This is a genomic window from Bradyrhizobium sp. AZCC 2230, from assembly GCF_036924495.1.
Taxonomy (GTDB): domain Bacteria; phylum Pseudomonadota; class Alphaproteobacteria; order Rhizobiales; family Xanthobacteraceae; genus Bradyrhizobium; species Bradyrhizobium rifense.
In genome coordinates, this window is sequence record NZ_JAZHRS010000001.1 from 3,759,968 (window position 1) to 3,783,088 (window position 23,121).

Genomic DNA, 23,121 nt, shown 5'->3' on the forward strand with positions numbered 1-23,121 from the left:
CGCCAAACGGATGGCTTCTTCAGGCAAACGGGCGGACCTCGATCATCCAACCCGGATGCCGGCCTGGTGAAGTACCGGTCCGATTGAAAGGCCTGAGTCCGCCGATAATCCTCGAAGCGCGGCTCGCCGCCGAGGCGAGCGGATCGGAGCAGTGGCGCCGGCCGCGACTCGATACAGGTCAACGACCGGCGCTCTGGCCGCCGTCTACGTGCAGTATCTCGCCGGTGACGAAGGGAGCGTTCTCGAGGAAAAGGACCGCGTCGACGATGTCCTTGATTTCTCCCATTCGCCCGACCGGATGCTGTTTCGCAAGGAACTCATGCTTTTCGGGGGCATGCATCGGTGTCTTCATCACACCGGGAGCAACGGCGTTAACCCGGACTCCCTTTTTTGCGTACTCGATCGCCAGGGATTTCGTGGCTGCGTTTAGTCCCCCCTTGGTTAATGAGGCCAGGACCGAGGGGACGTTGCTGTTGGCATGATCGACAAGGCTGGTCGTAATCTGCACGATATGGCCGGACTCTTGCTTCAACATTTCGACCGCGACGCGTTTGGTGATCCGGAAGAAGCCTCCAAGATTGATCGCTACGACCGAAGCATAATCTTCCTCTGTATAATTGATCAGCGGCTTGGCGATGAAGATCCCCGCATTGTTGATGAGGGTGTCGATACGTCCGAAACGTGCCAGGCCTTCCTCGACGATGCGATCAGCCGTCTTGGGATCCGCGACGTCGCCCGCGATCGTCAAGATGTCTGGATCCGTGCTGGGCTTGATAGAGCGTGAGTTCGCAATCACGCGGTAATTGCGATCGCTATACGCCTTCACGAGCCCGGCGCCGAAACCCTGCGATGCGCCGGTGATGACAACCACTTTCTGCTCAGTTCCCATGCCTGCCTCACCTCATCAGCGGGCGACGTCAGTACCACCCGCCAGACGGTCCACGTCTGATCCCACAAACCTAGTGCGAGTTGGGCACACGCCGAATGGCCGTCATCCGGCAGGTTCTGTTCCAGAAACTGGAACAATGATAGCCACACGAGAAGCCACCGAGGCCGCCGTTTTTCGTTCAACGAGCAAGTGGCCGCCCGCCGAACTCAGCCAGGAGCCGAGTTCGGAAATGGCAGTCTTTCAGTACACTACACGCGCCCCCCTTAGGCCGTTTCGCGCATTTTCGTCTTGGACTGATCACGCGCGATCATCTGCAGAATCTCATCTACCGCGGCTTCGGCCCACCGATGGAGCTCTGCCGTGGTTCTATTCTGAAGCGGATGCGCCACGTACACCGCGGCACCATCCAGACCGATCGATGCTTTCTGGGACTCGAACGCCTGCCGAAATTCGGTCGTCAGGACACTAACGCCGGCAAGGCCTTTTTTATCGAGATCATTCAAATCATGCGTTGAGCATGACGTGCACGATCCGCAATCCGATAGCGCAATGATGACCGCATCACAGTTTTCGGCAATGTCCTTGATCATTTCACGAGGGGCGACCCGGGTATTCGTGGGCTTCTTGTATCTGAGGGTCTTGATGTCGCGTTCGGCGCAAAGCTGTTCGAGGCGGTCGATGAACTCGTCGCCGCGCATCTTCCCGATATCCATGAGCGCAATTGTCTTACCGCTGATGGTCTCGAGCGGCGCTACACGATCCCGCAACGCCGAAGCCGATTCGGCCGTGGGGTCGCGGAAACTCACTCCGTATCTCATATGGTAATCTCCCTGGTGACTGGCTTTGATTCATGCCGGAAACGGCCACCGGTCCAGCCGGCGCAGATCGCTGAGAATAAGCCCGCCTGTCCGCCAGCCTGGACGATCAGGAGGCCTTCGGGCCAGAACTTGTTGACCATTTCGTCGACCCGCCTTCGGTCGATGCCTTCGCCGACACCATGAGCGCCTTGGATCACATCCTTTCCGGGGCGTATCATTGCCCTGTGAAGCTCCTCAGTGATGCGTCCGCGGTCCCATCCAGCTTCGCGGAAGATCGCATAGTGCTCGGGCACCAGAACCAGCATGGCGTTTGTGAATTCGCACAGCTTGGGATGTCCGACCGCGAGCAAGGACATGGCCAGCGATTTCGTGAGTTCTTCGGGAGTTCGGGATCGCTGGTCTAGGAACCCTTGAATGCCGTCACCCTGAAAGAGCGTGACCGCATTCTTATCACGTCCGATCCCACGCGCGACCGAGAGCGGCATCCATGTTGGATCGGACTCATCCTCTGCGAAGCAGAATGTATATTTGCCAGGTCCTCCCAGCACTGCACGGTCGAGCTCTCCCGGGCGGCCGCCCCCAACGTTGCGAATGATCAGTTGAAGCGCCCGGCCGATGGTTGCGTTGGCGCGGTTACCCTGGCCAAGACAATTGATGCCGGAGTTCATGCCGATCTCGCGAGCGATCGGTCCATTTACAACGACAATGGGCCCCGAAAAGCATGTCGTGCACAGCAGACCGTGCATCGTGAAGAGCGGATCCAACGCTGCCTCGAGTGCGGTCAGAACGACCGGCATATATTCGGGCCGGCAGCCGGCCATCACCGCGTTGATTGCGACCTTCTCGACAGTGATGGGTGAGAGATTCGGGGGAACGTCGCCGATGATCTCGTCGGGCTTACGTGTCGTCCCTTCAAGCATGCGCAAAATGCGAACGTCGGTCGGAGGAACTACCGGCAGCCCGTCGCTGAAACCGCGATCGAAGCAAGCTTCGATGTCGTCATCCCACTCACCGAGCCGGATCTGCCGCGACTTGTAGTCAAGCTTGCCGTACTTCGCGCGCAAGGCGTCGTGAACGCCCGGCTCCCGTGATTTCGAGCCGCACCCGGGCCGCATGTCCGGCAAGCCCTCTCCGAGAGCTTTGAGACCCGTAAGCGTCTCCCAATCATGACGGTTCCAACCGTAGGTTCGCGCGATCTCCTTGCCATCTTTCATGCGGACGAGTGTCGGAACGGCTTCGATATCGAACGAGAAAGACGATTCGAGCGATGTATCGTCAGTTGCTGCAACGCACGACGGAAAGGTCGGATCGTCCTGCGTATAGATGACCGTCGGTAGGTTGTCGGCAATCTGCCCAAATACCGGTTCGACCATTTGGCAGGTCTCGCATTCGCGTTTGGCGAAGATCAAAACACCATCCTGCTGTCGCTCGCTGATATCCACGGTCATGGTCTCCCTACTCTTAGATCGGGGGTGTCTACTCGCGATTGCCGCAAGATCACCGCCCTTGGTCAATTACAAAGTCGACGATATTTTTTAGTCCGGCTGCGGCGATATCATTGACGCCGCCGGGACCACCTCTTGGTCGGCAGAAGTCACAAAGGGTTTGAGGTTGAATTTCACCCCCGCCCCAAACCGCTGCGCATAAGCAGAATCGGCCTGCACCGGATCGAATTCTGCGCTCATTTTTGAAACAACGACGGTCGCGACACCATTTCCGATGATGTTCGTCACGGATCTGGCTTCCGACATGAAGCGATCGATGCCAATCAGCAACGCGAGCCCCTCCACGGGCAACACATGCGTGGCAGAGAGTGTCGCCGCCAGAACCACAAACCCCGATCCTGCGACCGAGCCGGAGCCCTTGGAGGTGATGAGAAGCAGCAACAGAAGTCCGATCTGTTGCAATACGGTCATTTCGATCCCATAAGCCTGCGCAATAAAAAGAGCAGCCATCGAAAGATAGATCGCAGTGCCATCGGCATTGAACGAGTAACCGATCGGAAGGACGAGTCCGACGCTCGATCGTGAACATCCCAACTGTGTGAGCTTGTCCATTAGCCGCGGCAGCACGCTTTCTGAGGAGCAGGTCCCGAGGACGATGAGGGCCTCGTCGGCCATGTAACGCAGAAAGCGAACGAAGCTGAAGCCATTCAATCGGGCGACCGCGCCGAGCACGACGAACATGAAGATGATGCAGGTCGCGTAGACGGCAACCAGCATATGGCCTAGAACGAGGATTGATCCGAGGCCGTAGCGGCCAACGGTAAACGCCATGGCTCCAAATGCGCCGATTGGCGCGAGCCGCATGATCATCCCGACGATATTGAACAGAATATCGTTCGCGGACTGGGCCACCAAAACAAAGGGCCTCGCTCGATCACCGACCAGGACGGCCGCACAGCCAAACAACACTCCGAAGAAAACGATTTGGAGCAGATCGCCCTTCGCAAAAGCCGCCACCGCATTGTCGGGAACGATGCCAGACAGGAAGTCGAAAAAATAAGACCCGACGGGAGCCGCTTTATATTTAGATACGTCGACGGCCTGGCTACCGATGGCAGCCCTGTCGAAGCCGGCGCCCGGCCTCAGGACGTTCATAACGATCATGCCGACGACCAGAGCAATCGTCGAAACTACCTCAAAGTAGATGAGCGCTTGTCCGCCTACGCGCCCCAACCGACGCAAGTCACGCACTTCCGCAATGCCGACAACGATTGTGAGAAACGCGATTGGCGGAATGACCATCTTGATTAACTTGATGAAGATGTCACTCAACATCTGCATCGAGGTCCCGACAGCGGGCCAAAGCACACCCAGGGTCGCGCCCAACAAGAGTGCCAGCAGGACCTGCACGGTGAGATTCTTCGAGAGCCTTCGGAGCAATGTCGTCATCTGAGCTTTCTCTTGGGGGGCTTGCACGGAATGCCGATTAACGATGAAGGAAAGCGCCTCCTGGCTAGGCCACGAGCTGGGGGATTCCGACGGGCGGTCGGTTCGCGGCGGGTGACGCGCGATCGGCTAGATATTTTTCTGCTTCGAGCGCCGCCATGCAGCCCATGCCAGCTGCGACGACGGCCTGCTTGTAACGGTCGTCGCTCACATCACCCGCCGACCAAACGTTCTTGCGCGACGTCGCCGTCGACCACTGAGAAATCTTGATGTAGCCGTCATCAGTCATGTCCAACTGGCCTCGAAAGAGCGCCGTCGCTGGGTCATGACCGATGGCCACGAACGCGCCGTCGACGGCGATCACAGATTCAGTTCCCGTTGTTCTGTCGTGCAGCCGGAGTCCGGTCAGGCGGGGTGATGGCTGATCTTTTCCGAGGAAAGCGACGATCTCGGTATTCCACATCACGTCAATCTTCGAGTGGGCGAAGAGACGATCCTGCATGATCGGCTCGGCGCGCAGGCTGTCGCGCCGATGAACCAGCGTTACCTTGGAAGCGTGATTGGTCAGATAGAGGGCCTCTTCGACGGCCGTATTGCCGCCTCCTATGACGACGACCTCTTTGCCGCGATAGAAGAATCCATCGCAAACGGCACAAGCCGAGATGCCGTAGCCCGAATAGTCGGCTTCGCCGGGACGCCCGAGCCATTTTGCCTGGGCGCCCGTCGCGATGATCAGAGTGTCCGCCAGATAAACATCGCCGGAGTCGCCTTGGGCGACGATTGGATCCTGCGAAAGGTCGACCGAAGTGATGGTGTCGTAGATGATGCCGGTGCCCACATGCTCGGCCTGCTGCCGCATTTGATCCATGAGCTCCGGCCCTTGGACTGCCTCGGCAAACCCGGGAAAATTCTCAACGCCCGTTGTCGTGGTCAGCTGTCCGCCTGGCTGTATCCCTGTGACCAGCACCGGCTTGAGATTTGCCCGAGCCGCGTAAATCGCGGCCGTATAGCCGGCAGGCCCCGCACCGATGATCAAGACCTTCGTTTCGAATCTGGCCACGCGAATACCTCACAAACTGGAATTCCAGTTTGTGATAAATACGATGTACCGTGTCAACTGGTATTCCAGATTCAGGCGCCTCGATTGCGAGGGCCTCGGTTTGCCATCACTTCAGCGGACCGACGATGCGCATGGCAAGTTGCTGGACGATCTTCAAGTGCGAGGTGAGCTCTTCATTCGCCTCAGCGATGCGGCCCGTTACCGTCAAATCGACTATCCGCCGATGCTGCTCCACCGCTCTGCGCATCCGCTCAAGGTCGGGAGGTAACCGATGGCGAATGGCATCGAGCTTATGCGTGATGATTTGATATGCTTGGGTGAGAAGAGGGTTTTCCGCTGCGTGCACAAACGCTTGGTGGAATGCCGAGTCCATTCGCTCGGCCTCTTCGACGTCCTTCGCTTCAACCGCCAAGGCACCACGAGCAATCTGTTTCGAAACCGCACTGGCGAGCCGCTCGGGATGATCCGTAAGAATGCGAAGGGCGCCTAGCTCAAGAATCGTGCGCATCTCACACAAGGCACGCACGGACTCCTCGTCCAAGACCATAACGAACGTCCCACTCTGGGGGCGGATCACCACCAGTCCTTCCCGCGCGAGACTGGCAAGAGCTTCCCGCACCGGCGTTCGGCTAATCCCCAGAGACGACGCGAGCACGCGATCGGATAGCTTTTCGCCGAACCCGAATGCCCCACGGATGATACCTTCGCGGATCGTCTTCTCCGCTTGCGCGCTCAGATCTACAGTTTGGTCCATAAATCTGGCATACCAGATTCTCGGATCGAGAGCAATGAACGGGCGCGTCGTTTACTGGAGCGGCTTGGCCTCAAATTTCACAACGAGGTCATCCAAACCCTCGGGCCACGTAAGACGCTAGGGGGTTACGCCGTCGGCCGGATGAGGATTTCGTTGACGTCCACGTTGGTCGGCTGACCGATGGCATAAGCCATTGCTATCGACGCTCCCTTTAGCTCCCCAAATGACAACGCGTTCGTATGGTCAATGACTGCTGGCTGCTTTGACGCACTGGCCGCCTGATTGTCCACCACCTCGTGAAGACGACGCGGCAACTCCGCGATGATATTAAGCGAAAGAGCCACGCACCCACCCCCCATGACTGGCCTCTGCGCCACTTGACGCAGCCACTCCGTTAAACCCTACAAAGCCTGATCTACACGCGACTGAAGAGACCTCGCGATGACAACATTCTGTATCTCTGTTGTCCCATCCAGATACTGAGCGGCCTTGGCGCCAGCGAGATGACGTGAGATGGGGGTTTCGGCCAAGAGCCCACGCGCACCAGCGAGTTGCATGCACTGAACGACCGCGTTCAACGCTACTTTTGTTGCAAACTTCTTGGCGTGCGCAGCCTCGATCGTCGCTCGCTCCCCTCGATCGAGCCTCGTTGCAGCAGCTTTGAAGAGCAGTTCCGACGCCGAAAGGTCTGTGGCGACGTCGGCCAGCATCCATTGCACCCCTTGAAAGTCGATCGTCCTTGAACCGAACGCTGAACGCTCGGCCGTTGCCTTTATTGCGAATGCGAGACTTGCTTCCATCATGCCGCAACACATGGCGCTGACCAGCGTGCGCGCCACATCAATGCCGCTCATTGCCCGCTTGAACCCCTCGTCAGGCCGAGCAAACAGTGCTTCATCGGGAACGTAGCAGCCGGCGAGTTCGACGCCGGCAAGACCCATGGAATGGCATCCGATAAGATCATACGCGGCTGTGACGGAAAAGCCGGGACAATCCCGCTCGATGAGAAACGACGCAATGCCTGCCGGCCCGACTTCCAAATCGGTCTGGGCGTACACAAGAAATAGATCGGCTGACATGGCATTGGTAATCCATGCCTTGGATCCACTTATGCGCCAGCCACCTTTGTCAGGCGTCGCTGTCGTTCGCATGGCGGCGGCATCAGAGCCTGCAGAGGGTTCGGTTATGCACACGGACAGGATCAACTCTCCGGACTGTACAGAGCGAAGATATCGAGCGATCTGAGTTGGCGATCCGTGCTCCGCAATCGAACCGGCAACCGCGCTGTGGACCGCCAAGCTGAACGCGAACGGGAAATCTGCGGAGGCCAGGACTCGCAGGACGCCTCCCGTGGACAAATAATCGAGACCCAGACCGCCATACTCGGCACCGATTCTAATTGATCCAATTCCCGCATTGATCGCTTCCCGGAGCTCGGCCGTCGCCATAGCGCGCGACTTCTCCCAGCCAGCGGCTCTCGGCAATATCTTCGTCCGAGCGAACTCCTCCGCGATCGTTGTTATGTTCATCAATCTTCCGTTGGAAGCTGCGGCCGGATCACGTCCGCTGGTCGGGTTGACGCTTGAGGTTTTTGAACGGCATTCAGCCGCACTACGCAGGCAGCCTGGTGGTCGCGCATGCCGGGTGCGGCATTTGCCGGTGCGTTCAAACTCCCATCGGGTACCTATTAGATCCCGCCATATCGAGGGCAGCCTTCGCGTTCTCGCACAATTTGCGACCGGCCCTGTTCAGGCTAGGCAGTCACCGGCGTAGCCATCAAGCGCATTTTTGAGATAGCCATATCTCTATATGAGATAGGTAGAGAGCCGACATCGTCCGTTTGCTTGACCGCGACGGGCGCGCGATCCAAAACTGACAAACGTCAAGGCCGATCGGCTCCGTTGTGTTATCGTCCGTCGCGTGTCTTCGTTTGAGATTACGAGCACTTTCGCGCTCACAAGCGCGCGAATGATCTGAACAGAACTCGCGCGACGATTCTGGCGGTGTTACGATGCAGCCGTTGAAAACATGCGCGCGGAGACGCCTATCCCGATGAGCTATTTGGAATTACCCATGACGCGTTACGCGATGAGCGGGGACGTAAGCGTCGCGTACCAGACCATGGGAGACGGCCCTATAAACATCATCGCGATTCCTGGAATCGTTTCGCATGTCGAATTCATGCATGAAATGCCGGGATACACGGCGTTCTTGCAGCGTCTTTCAAGATTTGCGCGCGTCATCACGTTCGACAAGCGTGGCCAGGGGCTTTCGGACAAAATATCGGGCGCTCCCACGCTCGATGAGCGCATGGATGACGTTCGCGCCGTTCTGGACTCCGTTGGCGCACAGCGCGCTGCCCTGCTGGGATTTTCTGAAGGTTGTGCAATGAGTGCCGTATTTGCGGCATCCTATCCGGAGCGCGTTTCACACCTCGTTCTGTTTGGAGCGTTTGTCCGCTATACCGAGCTTTTCCCCGACGCTGACCCACAGCTGGTCGTTCAGGAGCAGATGAAGTATTGGGGAACCGGGGCACTGATGAAAGAGGTAATGGCCAGCAGGGCGTCCGATCCTGAAGCGGTTGCGAAATTTGCCAAGTTCGAGCGCCTGTCAGCCAGCCCAGGGGCAATGAAAGCCCTCCAGCTATTGAACTTGCAGATCGACGTCGTCGATATCCTGCCAACCGTGCGTACTCCAACACTCGTGCTGCATCGGACGAACGATGCACTGGTTCCGGTCCAGAAGGGACGCGATTTCGCGGCCCATATTCCCGGTGCGGCATATACAGAATATCCCGGCGGCGATCATGCCTTCTGGTCAGGTGACGTCGAGACGTTGCTCGGAGACATAGAGGAATTCATCATCGGCCATCGCGAGACTGAATCGGCCGACCTGGAGCGCATCCTGGCGACCGTAATGTTCACGGACATCGTCGATTCAACCCGCCGCGCCGCCGAGATGGGCGATCAGAGCTGGCATCGGCTATTGGACGAACATGATCGGCTCGCGCGCCTGATGATCGAAAGACACCGCGGCAACCTGATCAAGAGCACCGGCGACGGCATTCTCGCTACCTTCGACGGACCTGGCCGTGCCGTACGCTGTGCGCTGGCGTTTTCGGCCGCAGCTAGGCAGATTGGTTTGCCCCTGCGTTCGGGCCTGCACACGGGAGAAATCGAGGTCAGAGGCCGCGACATCGGTGGCATCGCCGTTCACGCAGCGTCCCGCGTCATGGCCAATTCCGCGCCGGACGAAGTCCTCGTGTCCCGCGTGGTCTCGGATCTTGTAGCGGGAGCAGGACTGAGGTTCGACCAACGAGGCGCGTATGAGTTCAAAGGCCTGCCCGGCCGATGGGATCTCTTTGCAGCCAGTGCGTAAAGAGCAGAAACCGCTGCCGCACCGAAATGGAGCGTCATGATCCGGCGAGGCTACCGACGTCCGATACCGTAAGCCGCCGCCCAGCCGAGGCCTGCCACGGTCTCGCCGAATGGACGATACTCACACCCTACCCAACCGCTGAATTCCAGCCTGTCGATCAGATCGAACAGGTACGGATAGTTGATTTCACCCCGGCTCGGTTCGTTACGTCCGGGTACGCCTGCGATTTGGAGGTGCTTGATGCGCCGGATGTTCCGGGTAATCGTATCGGCGAGGTGTCCTTCCGTGAGCTGCATGTGGTAGACGTCAAGATGGAGATGAAGGTTGTGATCGCCTACCGCCTCGATCGCTCGTAGAGCTTGTTCGGTGCGCGTCAAATAGAATCCGCGCATGCCATAAGTCGTGTACGTCTCTCCGCCATCGATATCCCCTTGCAGCGCATTTATTGGTTCGATAACAGCGGCGATACCTCGCTTCCCGAGAACCCGCGCACCGTGCGCCAGATTTTTCAGGTACGTCGCTTTCGCAGCTTCGGGATCCGTCTCAGGTGGCACAATGCCAGCAATAAGATGGACCGCACCGCATAGCATCGCCTGCGCATAATCGGCAGCGAGCTCGACCCCGGCGCGAAATTCGTCTTCCCGGCCCGGCAATGCAGCCAGACCGCGTTCGCCGGCATCCCAGTTTCCCTGAGGAGTATCGATTAGAGCGAGCTCCAACCGATGTTCGCTAAGCAGGGACGCAAGTTCAGCAGCAGGCCATTGATAGGGTACCTGAAATTCCACACCTCGGAACCCGACGCGGGCAGCAGCGGCAAACCGGTCGAGGAACGGTACCTCGTTGAAGAGATAGTGGAGATTGGCAGCGAAACGCGGCATGGCAATTCTCTCAAACTGGAGTTGGTACGCTGCATTCTGGATCCGGCACCATCGAACAGTATGACAGTTGCGGTGGCTAGTGAAAACATTGAGCTACGGAGTAACTGAAACTGTTATTGGCGGAAGAGATGCAGGTGAATTCGATCGGTCGTTCGGGTGGGAAACTTCTGTCCCGAAAAGCGAAACAGTGCGGAATCACAAAATGTGGGGAGGTAACCTGTTCAATGCGTGAATTCCCGGCGGGCTGAGCGCACGCTTGCCACGATGTGGGCGTGAACCTCCGACACTCTGCGCGTATGATGAGTGTCGGGATGAGAAATCAGCCAATAGCTCCGTACAAAGCTGATCTCCGGTAGTAGCCGCTTGAGCTCTGGAAACCGTCGCGCGGCGTAGTCGTGTAGTATGCCCACGCCGTGACCGCCCCTCACCGCCTCCATCTGTGCCACGACGCTCCCGCATTCGTAGTGCCTGGTCATGACTTTTCCGAGCGAAGACGCGTAGTCGAGCGCTCGGCTGTAGGCAAAATCCTCGACATGCGTCACGAAAAGATGGCCGGCGAGATCGGCTTGCTTTCGGATTGGTCCCAAGCGCTTCAGATAGCTCTGTGCACTGTAAACACTGAGCGTGTAGTCCGTAAGCTTTTTGAAAATCAGTCGCCCCTGCTTCGGACGGTCCAAGGTGATCGCAATGTCAGCCTCCCGCCTCGACAGTGAGAATGTCCGCGGCAGCGGAACAAGCTGAATGAGCAGGTCGGGGTGCTGCGCGGCAAGCGCACCGAGCTGGCTGGCAAGAAAGTAGTTACCCAATCCATCTGGAGCACCGACACGGACCGTACCTGAGATGGCGTCCGACGAGCCGCGAAGCTGGGTGCCGACCTGAAGGAATTCGGATTCGGCACGCTCCGCCGCGGCAACGAGGGCCTCGCCTGCGCTTGTCAGGACACAGCCAGTTGTACGCCGTTCGACCAACCGGGTTTTAAGTTCCTGCTCAAGCGCGGTGAGTTGCCGTGCCACGGTCGCGTGGTTCACACCCAGGCGCCGGGCGGCACCGAGAATTTGACCCGTGCGGGCGACCTCCAGGAATATGCGGATGCGGTCCCAATCCATCGGGTTCAATTCTCGCGAGGCGCACCAAGAGCAATTCTCGATGATGTGTAGATCTCAGCATTCCATATCGAATCTGTGGAAACAAGCAGGGCGACGCCTTCGGTCACACCGAAAGGTGAATGTCTGTAGCTCGCCGCGACGTCCAGTGCCGACCTCTGGCTTTGCCCGCGGAAAGAGATCGGGATTCCGGCGGTGTATTAGGAGTCGCTCAGATTCCTGCATACCATTCATAGCCGCGATCTTCCCAATAGCCGCCTTGGCCGCCATGTAGGCTGGAGAAGCTTTGCACCAGTTCGACACGCATGATGTATTTCGCCATCTTATATCCAAGCTGCCGCTCGACACGCAGTCGCAGCGGCGCACCGTGGCTGACGGTCAGCGGCGCGTCGTTCATATCATAAGCGAGGATTGTCTGTGGATGCGCAGCATCGATCAGATCGATGCTCTCATAGTACCGGATGCTCTCTGGCTCAGCAGGCTCACCGCCGTCGTCCAAGGTGTCCGCGCAATGGAATACGGCAAATCGTGCCTCTGCCCTTACACCGGCACGCAACAGGAGTTCCGAGAGCGGCACGCCGGTCCATTTGGCGATGCAGCTCCAGCCCTCAACACAATCATGGCGGGTGATTTGGGTCCGTGTGGGCAAGGCACGCAACTGCTCAAGCGAGAGCGATAGCTCGTGCTCAACGAGGCCGTGAACCTTCAGGCGCCAATCGGTGAAATGATTGCCGATCAGCTTGAGGTAGTCCTTGTCCTGCGGATCAATCGAACCATTGGGGCGAAACGCGGGAGAGATGTCGGCTTCACTGTATTCGGGCGCGAGCCGATGAGCCCCGATGAGGAGGCGCTGCACTTTATAGGTGAGGGTGCTCGCGGCATTGAGGACGGAACGGAAGCGCGGTCCGGCGGAGACACGGTCACAACCCGACAAAGCGAGGCCGCCGATTGCGGCGAGTGCCGTCAACAAATCGCGGCGCCGCGGATGTTCATGTGACATCGGGCGTCCTCGGACTGCCAAGATCGTACCAGCCGGTGATCATGGAGCGCAAATTGTTCAAGACGCCTGAGACCAGCACCATCACGAGATGTACAATGACGAAGAGCGCGAGGCTCGATGCGGCCAGGAAGTGGACCAGCCGCGCCGTCTGGCGTCCCCCGAATAGCGCGAGCAGCTGCGGCACGGCACTGTCGATCCCGGGCGACATGGTGAGCCCCGTTAGGATCATCAGCGGGAACAACACAACGATGACCAGGAGATAGCTGATCTGTTGGAGCACATTGTAGCGCTTCGCTGCTTTACCGCGTGGGAAGCGCAGGCGCAGATGCTCAAGGAACTCCCTTCCGACATGGCTGAGCTCGCGGCGACTAGGGAGAAGATCTCGGTCAAAATGCCGCCTTACAAAACTCCACGCAAAATAGACAAGACCATTTAGCACCAGCAGCCAGGCAAAGAAGAAGTGCCAGCGCCGGCCAGTCGCGAGGTCCTGGTTGCTCGGGATCGTGATCCAGCTCGGAAAGGCGCGCTGCGAGATTTGGCCGTCTTCGCTCGAGATGCCGAGCATGCCCGACGTATCGAAGGAATGGCCGACGATCATTGTTTCTCCGACGAGGCCGCTCTCAGACAGGCGCGCCCGGATCGACATGGCCGGATGCTCAAAGTCCGATCGCTCGCCGAGATAGAGCGCGGGGTGGGCATTAAAGATCTGAAGTCCGCTCATCAGGAGCAGCGCGAAGCAGACTGCGTTGATCCAATGCGTGATACGCACCAGCGCGGCATGGCGGCGGTACCAGCGCTCGACGACAGGCCGATCGGGACTGGGAACAGTAGCCATATCGTGCTCCTGCGCTTCGGACGCGCCGCCGGCAAGGCGTACATACTTCGCGTGTTGGTAGACCGCAAAGTATGCGCACTCCGAATCGAATGAGGCGACCAGCGGTGTGATCGCCTCTTCTTCGTTTACTTCGCGGCGTCCTCGATCACGCGGGCGATCGCGGCCGGCTGCGAGACGAAAACAGCGTGGCTTGCGGGCACTTCGGTGACCTTGGCGCCCGAACGCTTGTACATCCAGCGTTGAAGCTCAGGGCTGATCACGTGGTCCTCAGTGGTCAGAATGGCGTAGCTGGGCTTGTTGTGCCAGGCCGCCACCGAGAGCGGGGCCCCCATGGCCTTCTGGGCAAGCTGCTGCTCCGAGTCCGCCATGAACTGAGCTTGCTCTGCCGGGACGTCCTGGGCGTAGGTTTCTCGGAACTTCTCCGCCGGGATGAAGAAATACTTGTTGTCCGGCGTAGCCTTGTTGACCGAGACCCGCATGGCATCGTTCGGCGCGGCGAACTTCGACATCAGCGCGCCGCTGGCCTCTCCCTTGTCGGGCTGCAGGGCAGCCACATAGACGAGAGCGCTGACCTTGGGGTCGGCACCGGCTTCCGTGATCACCGAACCGCCATAGCTGTGACCGACCAACACAACCGGACCGGTCTGTTGATCGATGACGCGCTTAGTGGCGTCGACGTCCTCGGCGAGACCGGTGAGCGGCTCCTGCACGATCGTCACGTGGAACCCATCCTTGGTCAGGATGTCGTAGACGGCGCGCCAGCCTGAACCATCCGCCAGTGCACCATGGACGATGACAACGTCCTTCGCAGCCGGCTTCGTCTCGGCGTGGGCGACTGCGCCAGTCACCGCGAGCATGAGAGCGATCGCGGAAGTCTTTCGTAGTAAGGACATGTGAGTCTCCTAGTGTGTTGCAGTCTGCCCGTTTCGCAGGACCATCTCGGCGCCGGGCCGTGGCCGGTGACGGCTATCAGGTTTGATAGATTCCGAATTCACGTCCGGGTTGGCAGACGCCGAGATCAGGCCGGCTGGTTCTTCACGGCGAGAACGTCAACCGGCTCGACTGACGGCGGCTTGGCCAGCATTTCCTCGACCCGCGACATCAAGGCCTTGGCCATGTTGCCGGCGAGATGTGCTTGGCGATCTTCTTCACTGTTGAAGGCGTCGAACACGCCGAATGTCGTCGGCGAGAGCTGCAGCGCAAACCAGACCGGCGTGCCCGCCTCCTGATTTGTCAGATCAAGACCGCTGATGAGAAAATCCTTCACGGCCCGTTCCTTGCCTGGCTTGGCTTCCAGCCGGACGAATAATCCACATTTGAGCGTCATTTTTCTTCTCCGTTCGTTGATTGCCGAGACTTCAAAGTCATGCATCTCTATGAGATGAGCGGCCCCGCGCGTATTGGCTGGATTGCCAATTTTGATACTGATCAGGCCAACAATGTTCGGGATTACGCCAATTCTATAGACACGATGGATTGCAAGTTCGACTTGAATCCCTGGTCAAAGTGTTGGCAAAGCGTCTAATTCTGATATCGTTCTTGCCATGCGCATCCATGTCCTTGCTCTGAACGACGTGCTCGACACCGGACTCGCTGCGGTGCTTGACGCCTTTGCCTTCGCCAACACGCTGGCCGAAATGCACGGCATTTCCTCGGTGCGCTTCAAGACGAAAGTGGTCGGTTTGCGTGAGACTGTCACAACAGCGCAGGGCCTGAACGTTCCGGTGACTTCGGCAATACGCACGCAGAAGCCCGATGCCGTGGTGATGCCAGCGGTCAACCGGATCATGCCGAAGCCGCTGGTGCAAATGCTGGCCAGCGACGAAGTCCGCGAGGCCCGTGTGGTGTTGCGCAAATGGTCGGAGCGCGGTGCGCTGGCTGCGGCCGCCTGCGTCGGCACCTTCGTGCTGGCGGAAGCGGCCTTGCTCGACGGCGAAGAAGCAACCACCACCTGGTGGCTGGCTCCACTGTTCCGACAGCGCTATCCGCATGTGCGGCTCGACGAGTCGCAAATCATCGTTCAGTCCAACACGGTCGTCACCGCTGGCGCGGCGCTCAGCCATCTGGACCTGGCGCTGACCTTGATCCGGCGCGCGGACCCTGCACTGGCCGACCTTACGGGCAAGTATCTGATGGCCGACGTCCGCAACTCGCAGGCCGCCTACGCGATACCTGGGCACGTAGTCCACGGCGATCCGCTCGTACACAAGTTCGAACGATGGGCACGGCAACGGCTGGCCGAGGGATTCTCGCTGGATGAGGCTGCCGCGGAGCTCGCCACCAGCAAGCGCACGCTGGCGCGCCGGATGCAGAGCGTGCTGGGCAAATCTCCACTCGAGTACCTCCAGGATTTGCGGATCGAGCGGGCCGTCCACCTGCTTACAACAGGCCATGCCAGCGTCGATCAGATCGCCACCGAGGTCGGCTACGCCGAAGGCGTGACGTTGCGCGCGCTGTTGCGCCGGAAGCTCGGCCGCGGCGTGCGCGAAATCCGCCGAGGCCTCTGAGGTCGCATCACTCTTGGCCGGTGCTACGGAAGCCCGCGCTTCCCATTGGCCTTGTGATGAACCGCTCGATCATTGTCGAGATGGGCGAAAATTCCGCTCAACGAATGGACGTCATCAGCGCGATCAACGCGCCTTGCTGATGACGATTCACGCAAATGCCGCTTCGCTGCCGATTACGCTCCCCGACTTGAATTTCTGCACAACGAATGCGCGATAGTTCTCGTTGATGTGCAGACTTGGACGTTTCATATGGCGTTTGCGGAAAACAAGGAGGTTCATCGTGGTTACGCAAGTTCAGCATTATATCAATGGCCAGCGCGTCGCTGGCCGCAACGGGCGGTCGTCGTTCGTCTTCAATCCGGCGACCGGCGAGCAGGCGGCATCGGCGCCGATCGCAAACGCGGCCGATGTGGCGGATGCCGTCGCCGCGGCGGTGAAGGCTGCGCCGGGATGGGCGGCGACGACGCCGCTGCGGCGGGCCAGGATTCTCAATCGGTTCCTCAGAATCCTCGAGGAACGCACCAGCCAGCTGGCAGACGTCATCGTAGCCGAGCATGGAAAGGTCCATTCCGACGCGGTCGGCGAAATTCAGCGTGGCATGGAGGTCGTCGAGTTCGCGACGGCCGCCCCGCAGCTGTTGAAGGGCGAGATCACCGAGAACGTCGGAACACGCGTCGATAGCTACTCGATGCGCCAGCCTCTCGGCGTGGTCGCCGGCATTACCCCGTTCAATTTCCCCGCCATGGTGCCGATGTGGATGTTTCCGGTGGCGCTGGCCTGCGGCAACACCTTCATCCTGAAGCCCTCCGAGCGCGATCCGTCGGCATCCGTCATCGTGGCAGAATGGCTGAAGGAAGCGGGTCTGCCCGACGGCGTATTCGGTGTGGTCCATGGCGACAAGGAGACCGTCGATGCGCTGCTGCATCATCCCGACATCTCGGCGATCAGCTTTGTGGGATCCACGCCGATCGCAAAGTACATCTACGAGACGTCCGCCAGCACCGGAAAGCGCTGCCAGGCGCTGGGCGGTGCCAAGAACCACATGATCATCATGCCGGACGCGGACATGGACCAAGCGGTCGATGCCCTGATGGGCGCTGCCTTCGGTTCGGCCGGCGAGCGTTGCATGGCGATCTCCGTCGCGGTCCCGGTCGGTGAGACGACCGCGAACCGGCTGATCTCGGCGCTGGAGCCGAAGATCCGCAGCCTCAAGATCGGGCCCGGCACGGATCCCGAAGCCGAAATGGGGCCGCTGGTCACCAAACAGCATCTGGACAAGGTCCGTGGCTATATCGACGCCGGTGTCGCCGAGGGTGCCAAGCTGCTGGTCGACGGCCGCGGGTTCAACATGCAGGGCTACGAAGACGGTTACTTCATCGGCGGGTCGTTGTTCGATCACGTGACGCCGAACATGAAGATCTACAAGGAAGAGATCTTCGGTCCCGTTCTGTCTGTTGTCCGTGCGCCCGACTACGACACCGCCGCGCGCATGATCAACGAGCACGAGTTCGGTAACGGCACCTCGATCTTCACGCGCGACGGCGACGCGGCTCGGGAGTTCGCGCACAAGATCAAGATCGGCATGGTTGGCATCAATGTGCCGATCCCAGTGCCGATGGCATTCCATTCCTTCGGTGGATGGAAGGCATCGATCTTCGGCGACCACCACATGCACGGCCCGGAAGGCGTCCGCTTCTATACGCGGATGAAGACGATCACGAGCCGCTGGCCAACCGGCATTCGTTCCGGCGCCGAGTTCGTGATGCCCACAATGTCCTGATCGCTACAACCGGCCCGCTGCTCACCCAGCAGCGGGCCGATCTGGAAAGCGGCGGCGAAAGCCTGTCGGTTTCAAAAGTCGATCAACAGCCGCGATCGCGCTCTCGAAGACGAAGCGACGACCCATAGCGACACGGAGAATGGATGATGCCCCTTTTGTGCTTCGATCTTGTTGAGGGACGTTCGGAACGGCAGCTCAAACAGATACTAGACGTCACCCATGAGGTGTTGGTCGACTCATTCAACGTACCTCATCGCGACCGCTATCAAATCGTCAGGGAGCACCCACCTTCCAGAATGATCATCGAGGACACGGGCCTTGGTATCAAACGCACACCCAACATGCTTGTCCTTCAAGTCACGACTCGCCCTCGCAGCCGCGTAATGAAGCAAACATTCTATAGTTCGTTGGTGGAACGGCTTGCCGATCAATGCGGCATTTCGCCGAGCGACGTTGTCGTGACGTTTGTAACGAACACCGATGAGGATTGGTCATTTGGGCTCGGACGTGCCCAGTTCCTCACGGGTGAGCTCTAGCCTGTCGAAGCCCAACGGTTGGACCTAAAAGAACTCGGGATTAATTTTGGCTTGGCAGCGGCAAGACGACGCCACTCGGGCACCTATCTGCCGATCGCCGAGAACTTACGCCGTCGAAATCTAGTGTCCCGGCGGCGCTTAATACTGGGTTCCTGAAGCCCCCGGCGGTGCTGGATTCATAATAACAATCCCGTCGATTGAAACAGCCTGTTTTGGCCGGGCGTCACTCGAGGAAATGTGACTCTCGCAACACAGAGGCGGACGCTCGAACAGTCGCCGGTCAGGCCTTCAACTGTGCCAGGACTCCGGCGATATCGCCCATGCCCCAGTGCTCGACAATCAGGCCGCCTTGAACCCTGAAGATATCGCAGGAGGTGAATCGGAGCGCGCGGCCGGTTGGCGCAACTCCCGAAAGCGGGCCGTTATGGGTGCCGCTATAGACGAAGCTTGCGGCCGCACGATCGCCGGCCGCGACCGTCGCCTCGATCTCCACCTTGAGGTCCGGTATTCCCGCCAGCCGCGCAGTAAACACTGCCACCGTCCCCTGCTTCGGCGATTTGCCCTGCGGCGGCGGCGGTGCGGCCGCGCTGAGCTGATGGTTGACGTAATTATCTGAGAACAGCGCCGCGAATGCCGTGAGGTCGTGCGCGTTCAAAGTCGCCGCGAACTTTTCAATCAACGGTGCGGCTGCGTTCTTCTTGTCTGCCATGGCCGGCGCGACAAGGGCCGGCAAAGCAAGTGCCGATCCCGCCAACGTAACCGTCCTCAAAAGATTCCTTCTATCCATAACGTCTCCCCGATCTGATCATCACGTTTCCCGCCGTCGAATGTAGGAGCGGAACGCGCGGCAAACTGGCACTTATATCTCGTGGTGGCCAAACCACTTTTTGTTGTAGCCGACGAGTCTTTCAGAGAGCCGATATCAGCCGAAACGATCGCTCGAACCTCGCTGCTTAGGGCTCTCCTGACGATCTACTATCCACCCGACTGGATACAGCTCCGCAACAACTTGTGCGTTTCGGGAGCCATGGCGTTAAGGGTCTTCTTTGGTCGGACTCAGATTGCAGCAAGGCGCTTTACCTTGGCCTCGTCCCATGAGATCCCGCTGCCGACACTCTCCGGCGTGAGAACCATTCCGTCGCGGATTTTCAATGGTTCTTCGACGATCGCATCTGCCCAATCAACATACTCAAGCCAATGGGCGGTGGGCGTAGCGCAAAGAAGATGCGTGCTGACTTCCGGCATCAGATGCGACGACATTTCGATGCCCTGGGCTGCAGCGATGCCGGCCGCATGCAGCCAGCCGGTTACACCGCCAATCCGCGCGACGTCGACCATGACGTAGTCGCTCGCGCCGGTCGTGACGGCACGCAACAGGGCATCCGGGCCGTTGAGGTTTTCGCCGATCTGGACCGGAACCGTCAGTTCACGCGCCAATGCGGCGCTCGCCACATAGTCGTCGTGAGCGATCGGCTCTTCGAGCCAGTAGATCCCCTCTTTTTCCAGCTCCCTTCCGCGAAGAACCGCCTCCGCTGGGGTCAGGGCCTGATTGTAGTCCACCATGATCGCAACATCTGCGCCGGAGATGCTCTTGCGAACTGCCCGCAAGGCAGCCAAGTCCTCAAAAAGAGTGGGGTATCCGAGCCTGACCTTCACGGCCCTTAAGCCGCTCTCCAGAAGGGCCCGCACTTCCCGCACGAGGCGATCCGGCTCCATCAGTCCGAGCCCGCGGCTGTCATACGCGCGGAGCGATTTAGGCCCTGACCCGAGTAGCGTGGACAGCGGAACACGATGCTTCTGTGCAATCGCGTCCCACATGGCCATGTCGAGCAGCGAAAGTGCCATACGGACAGCACCGGTCACGCCAAGCAGCGCAAACTGACGCGACAGGGTCTGTGAAGCTTCAAATGGCGTGGCGTTGCCGCCTTTGAGGAGTTCGACCGCCTCATGGAGATGGGACGCTATCGCGGTCGCGCCCGAAGGCCGGTAGCAAAACGTGTAGGCCTTGCCCGTTACACCTTCTTCATTCAGCAAATCGACAAGCAACAGCGGCACGGCTTTGATAACAGCCGCACTCGTTCCCAGCGTGAACTTCAGCGGGACCATCACCCCGCGGGTCGTCACCGAGTGAACTCGTTGCCCTGCCGCACTCAGGCTGTTCGTCATCTTGCTCTTTCAATGCTCATTGAGAAACTGGTCGACGAGCGTATTGCGCCCCCCGCTTTCGCCCACCGCGCGTGCCTAACTTGCCCGAGGCGCGGTGTCGTCCCTGGCCCACGCTTTCTGGCTGGTAGGCCATGCTAGTCGCTTGAGACCGCCTAAACTGGCACGTGCTTCTGCAAACTTACTGCGAGTCCTCGCCGTGGATTCTTCCAGAAATGCTCATGTTGTCGGCGGGATGCTCAAACAGAAGAACATTGATGATCTTCGGATCGGAGCCGATCGATTCGTGGGTAACCTTGACGATGTCTCGGATCAGCTGCGTCTTACGGGTCTTGGTGAGCCCGGCCGCGATATGACACTCGATGTAGGGCATAGTTGCCTCCCTTTCCTATTTCAGGCGAGCAATGAGCTCTTTGTCGTTGGCATTGCCTTCGACGAACTCGGGCAGGTGTTGCCCATGCTCGACGAAGTTGATGCCTCGCCCCTCTCTGATGACAAAGAAGATGTTGTTGGCCGGTTCACCGGTGGCTTCGCTGACGACACGAAGCAGGCCGGCCGAAAGAGCTCGTTTTTGCTCATCCGAGCGGCCGTACCGCATGTCGCAAGAAATCATTGACATCGGGATACTCCTTGGTTGGCGCGAATGACTATTGAATTCCTGGGTGAAGCGCAGGGTGGACCGCCTTGGGGTTCACTTTCCCAAGGATAGCCATCAAATCAGAGATCGGTCGCTCGTCGATCTTCTCGACCGCCATGATGATACTGTTACGTAGTGCATCATCTGCAAATGGCTCGCTCAGCCAGTTGAACTTCTCGACCGTGCGTTTCCATGACATTGGGTTGCCGAGCCCGCCTTCGTATCCAAGCTGCTCGCGATCGAAGGTACGACCGTCTTTGACCTTGATAGCGATCCGGGTATTCAGCTCGTGCGGGTATCTGGCGGTGAAGGCATCGTCGGGAGCTATCGTTACCTTGCTCAACAGGGCTTGTGCGTCATCAGCCTGGACACGCGCCTGCTCGAGCTGCGCTGGCCCGACCTCATCGTCCAAAAGTGCCGCCGCGATCAGATACTTCAGGTTGTAGTCCGCTTGCTCCTTGGTCTGCGGTCTATCCTTGGAGCCAAATGCGCCGCCGCCCGCGATGTCGAAACCTGACTGGAAGATGTCGCAACGGACGGCCTCAATATCGCTGGCCGCCAAGTTATTGTCGCGCTTCAGCTTGAGCACGGCTTCGAGAACCGGCTGACCGTGAATGAGCGAACAGAATTTCTTCATGATCGTGAGCTTGATGATCTCAAGCGAGTCGTCCGACCAATCAACGTCGATCTTTTGATCAAACATCCGCAGCAAGCCGTTCGGGCCCTCGAACAGCCCGGATGGACCGGTGAAGCCACGCTTAGCGAGCGAAGCGGAATAGACCGCGCGCATCCCGGTCATTCCGGGAGAAAAGCCCTTCCACTGCGATACCGGCTCGACATGGACGCAAGTGAGGGAAATATTGTCGACAGTCGCGATCGAGATCGCATGTGCGATCTGCTCACCGCTCAATCCGAACAGCTTTCCTGCTCCGGCCGCAGCAGATATTGCGAGCTGAATCGCGTGATTGAATCCCTTCGCCATAACAGGCACGACGGCGGTAAACCGGCATTGGATTTCGTAGGCTACCGCAAGGGCGAGCATGAAGTCCTCGCCGGATGCCTTGGCGTGCTCGGCAGCAGCAAGGATCGCGCCGAAATTGTCGCTGGGATGACATAGCCCGCCTGGCGACATGTAGCTGTCGAGCAGGTCGACATATCGCACCAGCCCGGAGTTATACAAGGCGGCTTGGTCCGGCGCAGTCCTGCCGCCGCCGATCAGCGTGCACGATCCGCCGGACCGGTACTCCGTAAACTGTTCGCGCAACGCCGCGAACGGCGCTCCCGGAAGCGCGGAGATCGCGCATCCCAAGCTATCCAGAATATTTCGCTTGTAGAGCTTGCGCGCGTCAGGCGTTAGGGATGCCGCCACAGCCCGATCGGCAAAGCCGGCGATCGCGTTCACCGTAGAGACGGAGGTCGCATTCTTCATCAGCATATAATGGATCCTTGGCGGCGTCCCATACGATTGAACTGGCTTAATTTCAAAGGAGCGTGCCTTTATCACTTGAGATCAGCAAACGAATAGATTCGAGAAGGCAATCTGCACGGCAGATTACTCGAGCAGGCGCAGAGCTCGTTGGATAAAGGAGGCCGGCATCGGGCAACGGAATTGAGCAGGGTGCTGCCGTCCGGGAGACGGTGCCATCAATTGCAGCGATCGAGCGATCTCTTATCGTTGCTGCTCGGACGCAGCCGCATCGATCTGCGTACCGAGACGCGCGGCGACAACAGAGGCGCGTCGCTCGCACCTGCCAAGGATGAAACACCAGCTTGCTGAACTGGATGCGGCGCGCGGATTCAACGCCTTCGCCAGGCCTCGAAGTTTGAACGAGGTTCGTCAGCGCGCCGCTGGAGTTGTCTCGGTCCCAAGCAGGAATAGCCAGAATGGCAAG

Annotated in this window: 23 protein-coding genes; 4 read left to right on the forward strand and 19 right to left on the reverse strand. The window is 59.1% G+C overall.

Annotated features, from left to right (window positions below; translation table 11 throughout):
- Nucleotides 1-178: 178 nt before the first annotated feature.
- The 8 genes from V1280_RS18035 to V1280_RS18070 form a co-directional block, all read right to left on the reverse strand.
- Nucleotides 179-889, reverse strand: a complete 711-nt coding sequence (locus V1280_RS18035) for an SDR family NAD(P)-dependent oxidoreductase (protein WP_334526665.1) — start codon at nucleotides 887-889, stop codon at nucleotides 179-181.
- A 263-nt stretch (nucleotides 890-1,152) separates the two neighbouring features.
- Entirely contained in the window at nucleotides 1,153-1,695 is a 543-nt protein-coding gene (locus tag V1280_RS18040) for a UGSC family (seleno)protein (RefSeq protein ID WP_334526668.1), read from the reverse strand.
- 8 nt (nucleotides 1,696-1,703) lie between these two features.
- Nucleotides 1,704-3,155 (reverse strand): thioredoxin family protein, encoded by a 1,452-nt coding sequence (locus V1280_RS18045; protein ID WP_334526671.1) that lies wholly within the window; start codon nucleotides 3,153-3,155, stop codon nucleotides 1,704-1,706.
- A gap of 87 nt (nucleotides 3,156-3,242) precedes the next feature.
- Nucleotides 3,243-4,601, reverse strand: a complete 1,359-nt coding sequence (gene dctA / locus V1280_RS18050) for a C4-dicarboxylate transporter DctA (protein WP_334526673.1) — start codon at nucleotides 4,599-4,601, stop codon at nucleotides 3,243-3,245.
- A 64-nt stretch (nucleotides 4,602-4,665) separates the two neighbouring features.
- A complete protein-coding gene (gene trxB, locus V1280_RS18055; protein WP_334526676.1) occupies nucleotides 4,666-5,658 on the reverse strand; it encodes a thioredoxin-disulfide reductase in 993 nt (330 codons plus the stop codon).
- Nucleotides 5,659-5,764: 106 nt separating this feature from the next.
- On the reverse strand, nucleotides 5,765-6,412 hold the full coding sequence (locus tag V1280_RS18060; RefSeq protein WP_334526679.1) for a GntR family transcriptional regulator: 648 nt from the start codon (nucleotides 6,410-6,412) through the stop codon (nucleotides 5,765-5,767).
- A 125-nt stretch (nucleotides 6,413-6,537) separates the two neighbouring features.
- Nucleotides 6,538-6,756: a hypothetical protein gene (locus tag V1280_RS18065; RefSeq protein WP_334526682.1), complete on the reverse strand. Its 219-nt coding sequence runs from the start codon at nucleotides 6,754-6,756 to the stop codon at nucleotides 6,538-6,540.
- Between the two features lie 57 nt (nucleotides 6,757-6,813).
- A complete protein-coding gene (locus V1280_RS18070; protein ID WP_334526685.1) occupies nucleotides 6,814-7,941 on the reverse strand; it encodes an acyl-CoA dehydrogenase family protein in 1,128 nt (375 codons plus the stop codon).
- Between the two features lie 544 nt (nucleotides 7,942-8,485).
- Here V1280_RS18070 and V1280_RS18075 point away from each other — a divergent pair.
- Nucleotides 8,486-9,790 (forward strand): adenylate/guanylate cyclase domain-containing protein, encoded by a 1,305-nt coding sequence (locus V1280_RS18075; protein ID WP_334526690.1) that lies wholly within the window; start codon nucleotides 8,486-8,488, stop codon nucleotides 9,788-9,790.
- A gap of 50 nt (nucleotides 9,791-9,840) precedes the next feature.
- Here the strand turns inward: V1280_RS18075 and V1280_RS18080 are convergent, their stop codons facing one another.
- The 6 genes from V1280_RS18080 to V1280_RS18105 all read right to left on the reverse strand — a co-directional run bounded on the left by V1280_RS18080 (nucleotide 9,841) and on the right by V1280_RS18105 (nucleotide 14,933).
- The gene (locus V1280_RS18080; RefSeq protein ID WP_334526692.1) at nucleotides 9,841-10,668 is read right to left on the reverse strand and encodes a hydroxypyruvate isomerase family protein; all 828 of its coding nucleotides are present in this window, start codon (nucleotides 10,666-10,668) and stop codon (nucleotides 9,841-9,843) included.
- A 221-nt stretch (nucleotides 10,669-10,889) separates the two neighbouring features.
- Nucleotides 10,890-11,774, reverse strand: coding sequence for a LysR family transcriptional regulator (locus V1280_RS18085; protein WP_334526694.1), 885 nt, complete (start codon nucleotides 11,772-11,774; stop codon nucleotides 10,890-10,892).
- A 208-nt stretch (nucleotides 11,775-11,982) separates the two neighbouring features.
- On the reverse strand, nucleotides 11,983-12,771 hold the full coding sequence (locus tag V1280_RS18090) for a molybdopterin-binding protein (protein ID WP_334526696.1): 789 nt from the start codon (nucleotides 12,769-12,771) through the stop codon (nucleotides 11,983-11,985).
- Entirely contained in the window at nucleotides 12,761-13,606 is an 846-nt protein-coding gene (locus V1280_RS18095; RefSeq protein WP_334526698.1) for a cytochrome b/b6 domain-containing protein, read from the reverse strand. The genes V1280_RS18090 and V1280_RS18095 overlap by 11 nt, the downstream gene beginning before the upstream one ends.
- Nucleotides 13,607-13,731: 125 nt before the next feature.
- On the reverse strand, nucleotides 13,732-14,499 hold the full coding sequence (locus tag V1280_RS18100) for an alpha/beta fold hydrolase (protein WP_334526701.1): 768 nt from the start codon (nucleotides 14,497-14,499) through the stop codon (nucleotides 13,732-13,734).
- Between the two features lie 125 nt (nucleotides 14,500-14,624).
- Nucleotides 14,625-14,933, reverse strand: coding sequence for a putative quinol monooxygenase (locus V1280_RS18105; RefSeq protein ID WP_334526704.1), 309 nt, complete (start codon nucleotides 14,931-14,933; stop codon nucleotides 14,625-14,627).
- 217 nt (nucleotides 14,934-15,150) lie between these two features.
- Between V1280_RS18105 and V1280_RS18110 the strand changes: the two genes are divergently transcribed.
- The 3 genes from V1280_RS18110 to V1280_RS18120 all read left to right on the forward strand — a co-directional run bounded on the left by V1280_RS18110 (nucleotide 15,151) and on the right by V1280_RS18120 (nucleotide 18,429).
- Entirely contained in the window at nucleotides 15,151-16,113 is a 963-nt protein-coding gene (locus V1280_RS18110) for a GlxA family transcriptional regulator (protein WP_334526707.1), read from the forward strand.
- Nucleotides 16,114-16,339: 226 nt separating this feature from the next.
- Nucleotides 16,340-17,893 carry a CoA-acylating methylmalonate-semialdehyde dehydrogenase gene (locus V1280_RS18115; RefSeq protein WP_442895239.1) on the forward strand — a complete coding sequence of 518 codons (1,554 nt, stop codon included), beginning with the start codon at nucleotides 16,340-16,342 and terminating at the stop codon, nucleotides 17,891-17,893.
- A gap of 146 nt (nucleotides 17,894-18,039) precedes the next feature.
- Complete coding sequence (locus tag V1280_RS18120; RefSeq protein WP_334538347.1) at nucleotides 18,040-18,429, forward strand: tautomerase family protein; 390 nt, start codon at nucleotides 18,040-18,042, stop codon at nucleotides 18,427-18,429.
- Between the two features lie 280 nt (nucleotides 18,430-18,709).
- On the opposite strand, the gene V1280_RS18125 is transcribed toward V1280_RS18120, so the two are convergent.
- From V1280_RS18125 to V1280_RS18145, 5 genes are all read right to left on the reverse strand, one after another.
- Nucleotides 18,710-19,138 (reverse strand): ester cyclase, encoded by a 429-nt coding sequence (locus V1280_RS18125; RefSeq protein ID WP_334526712.1) that lies wholly within the window; start codon nucleotides 19,136-19,138, stop codon nucleotides 18,710-18,712.
- 347 nt (nucleotides 19,139-19,485) lie between these two features.
- The gene (locus V1280_RS18130; RefSeq protein WP_334526715.1) at nucleotides 19,486-20,595 is read right to left on the reverse strand and encodes an enolase C-terminal domain-like protein; all 1,110 of its coding nucleotides are present in this window, start codon (nucleotides 20,593-20,595) and stop codon (nucleotides 19,486-19,488) included.
- Nucleotides 20,596-20,773: 178 nt separating this feature from the next.
- Nucleotides 20,774-20,965, reverse strand: coding sequence for a tautomerase family protein (locus tag V1280_RS18135; protein WP_085403820.1), 192 nt, complete (start codon nucleotides 20,963-20,965; stop codon nucleotides 20,774-20,776).
- 15 nt (nucleotides 20,966-20,980) lie between these two features.
- Nucleotides 20,981-21,211, reverse strand: a complete 231-nt coding sequence (locus tag V1280_RS18140) for a tautomerase family protein (protein WP_044999827.1) — start codon at nucleotides 21,209-21,211, stop codon at nucleotides 20,981-20,983.
- A gap of 28 nt (nucleotides 21,212-21,239) precedes the next feature.
- Nucleotides 21,240-22,664: an MmgE/PrpD family protein gene (locus tag V1280_RS18145; RefSeq protein ID WP_334526726.1), complete on the reverse strand. Its 1,425-nt coding sequence runs from the start codon at nucleotides 22,662-22,664 to the stop codon at nucleotides 21,240-21,242.
- Between the last annotated feature and the right edge of the window lie 457 nt (nucleotides 22,665-23,121).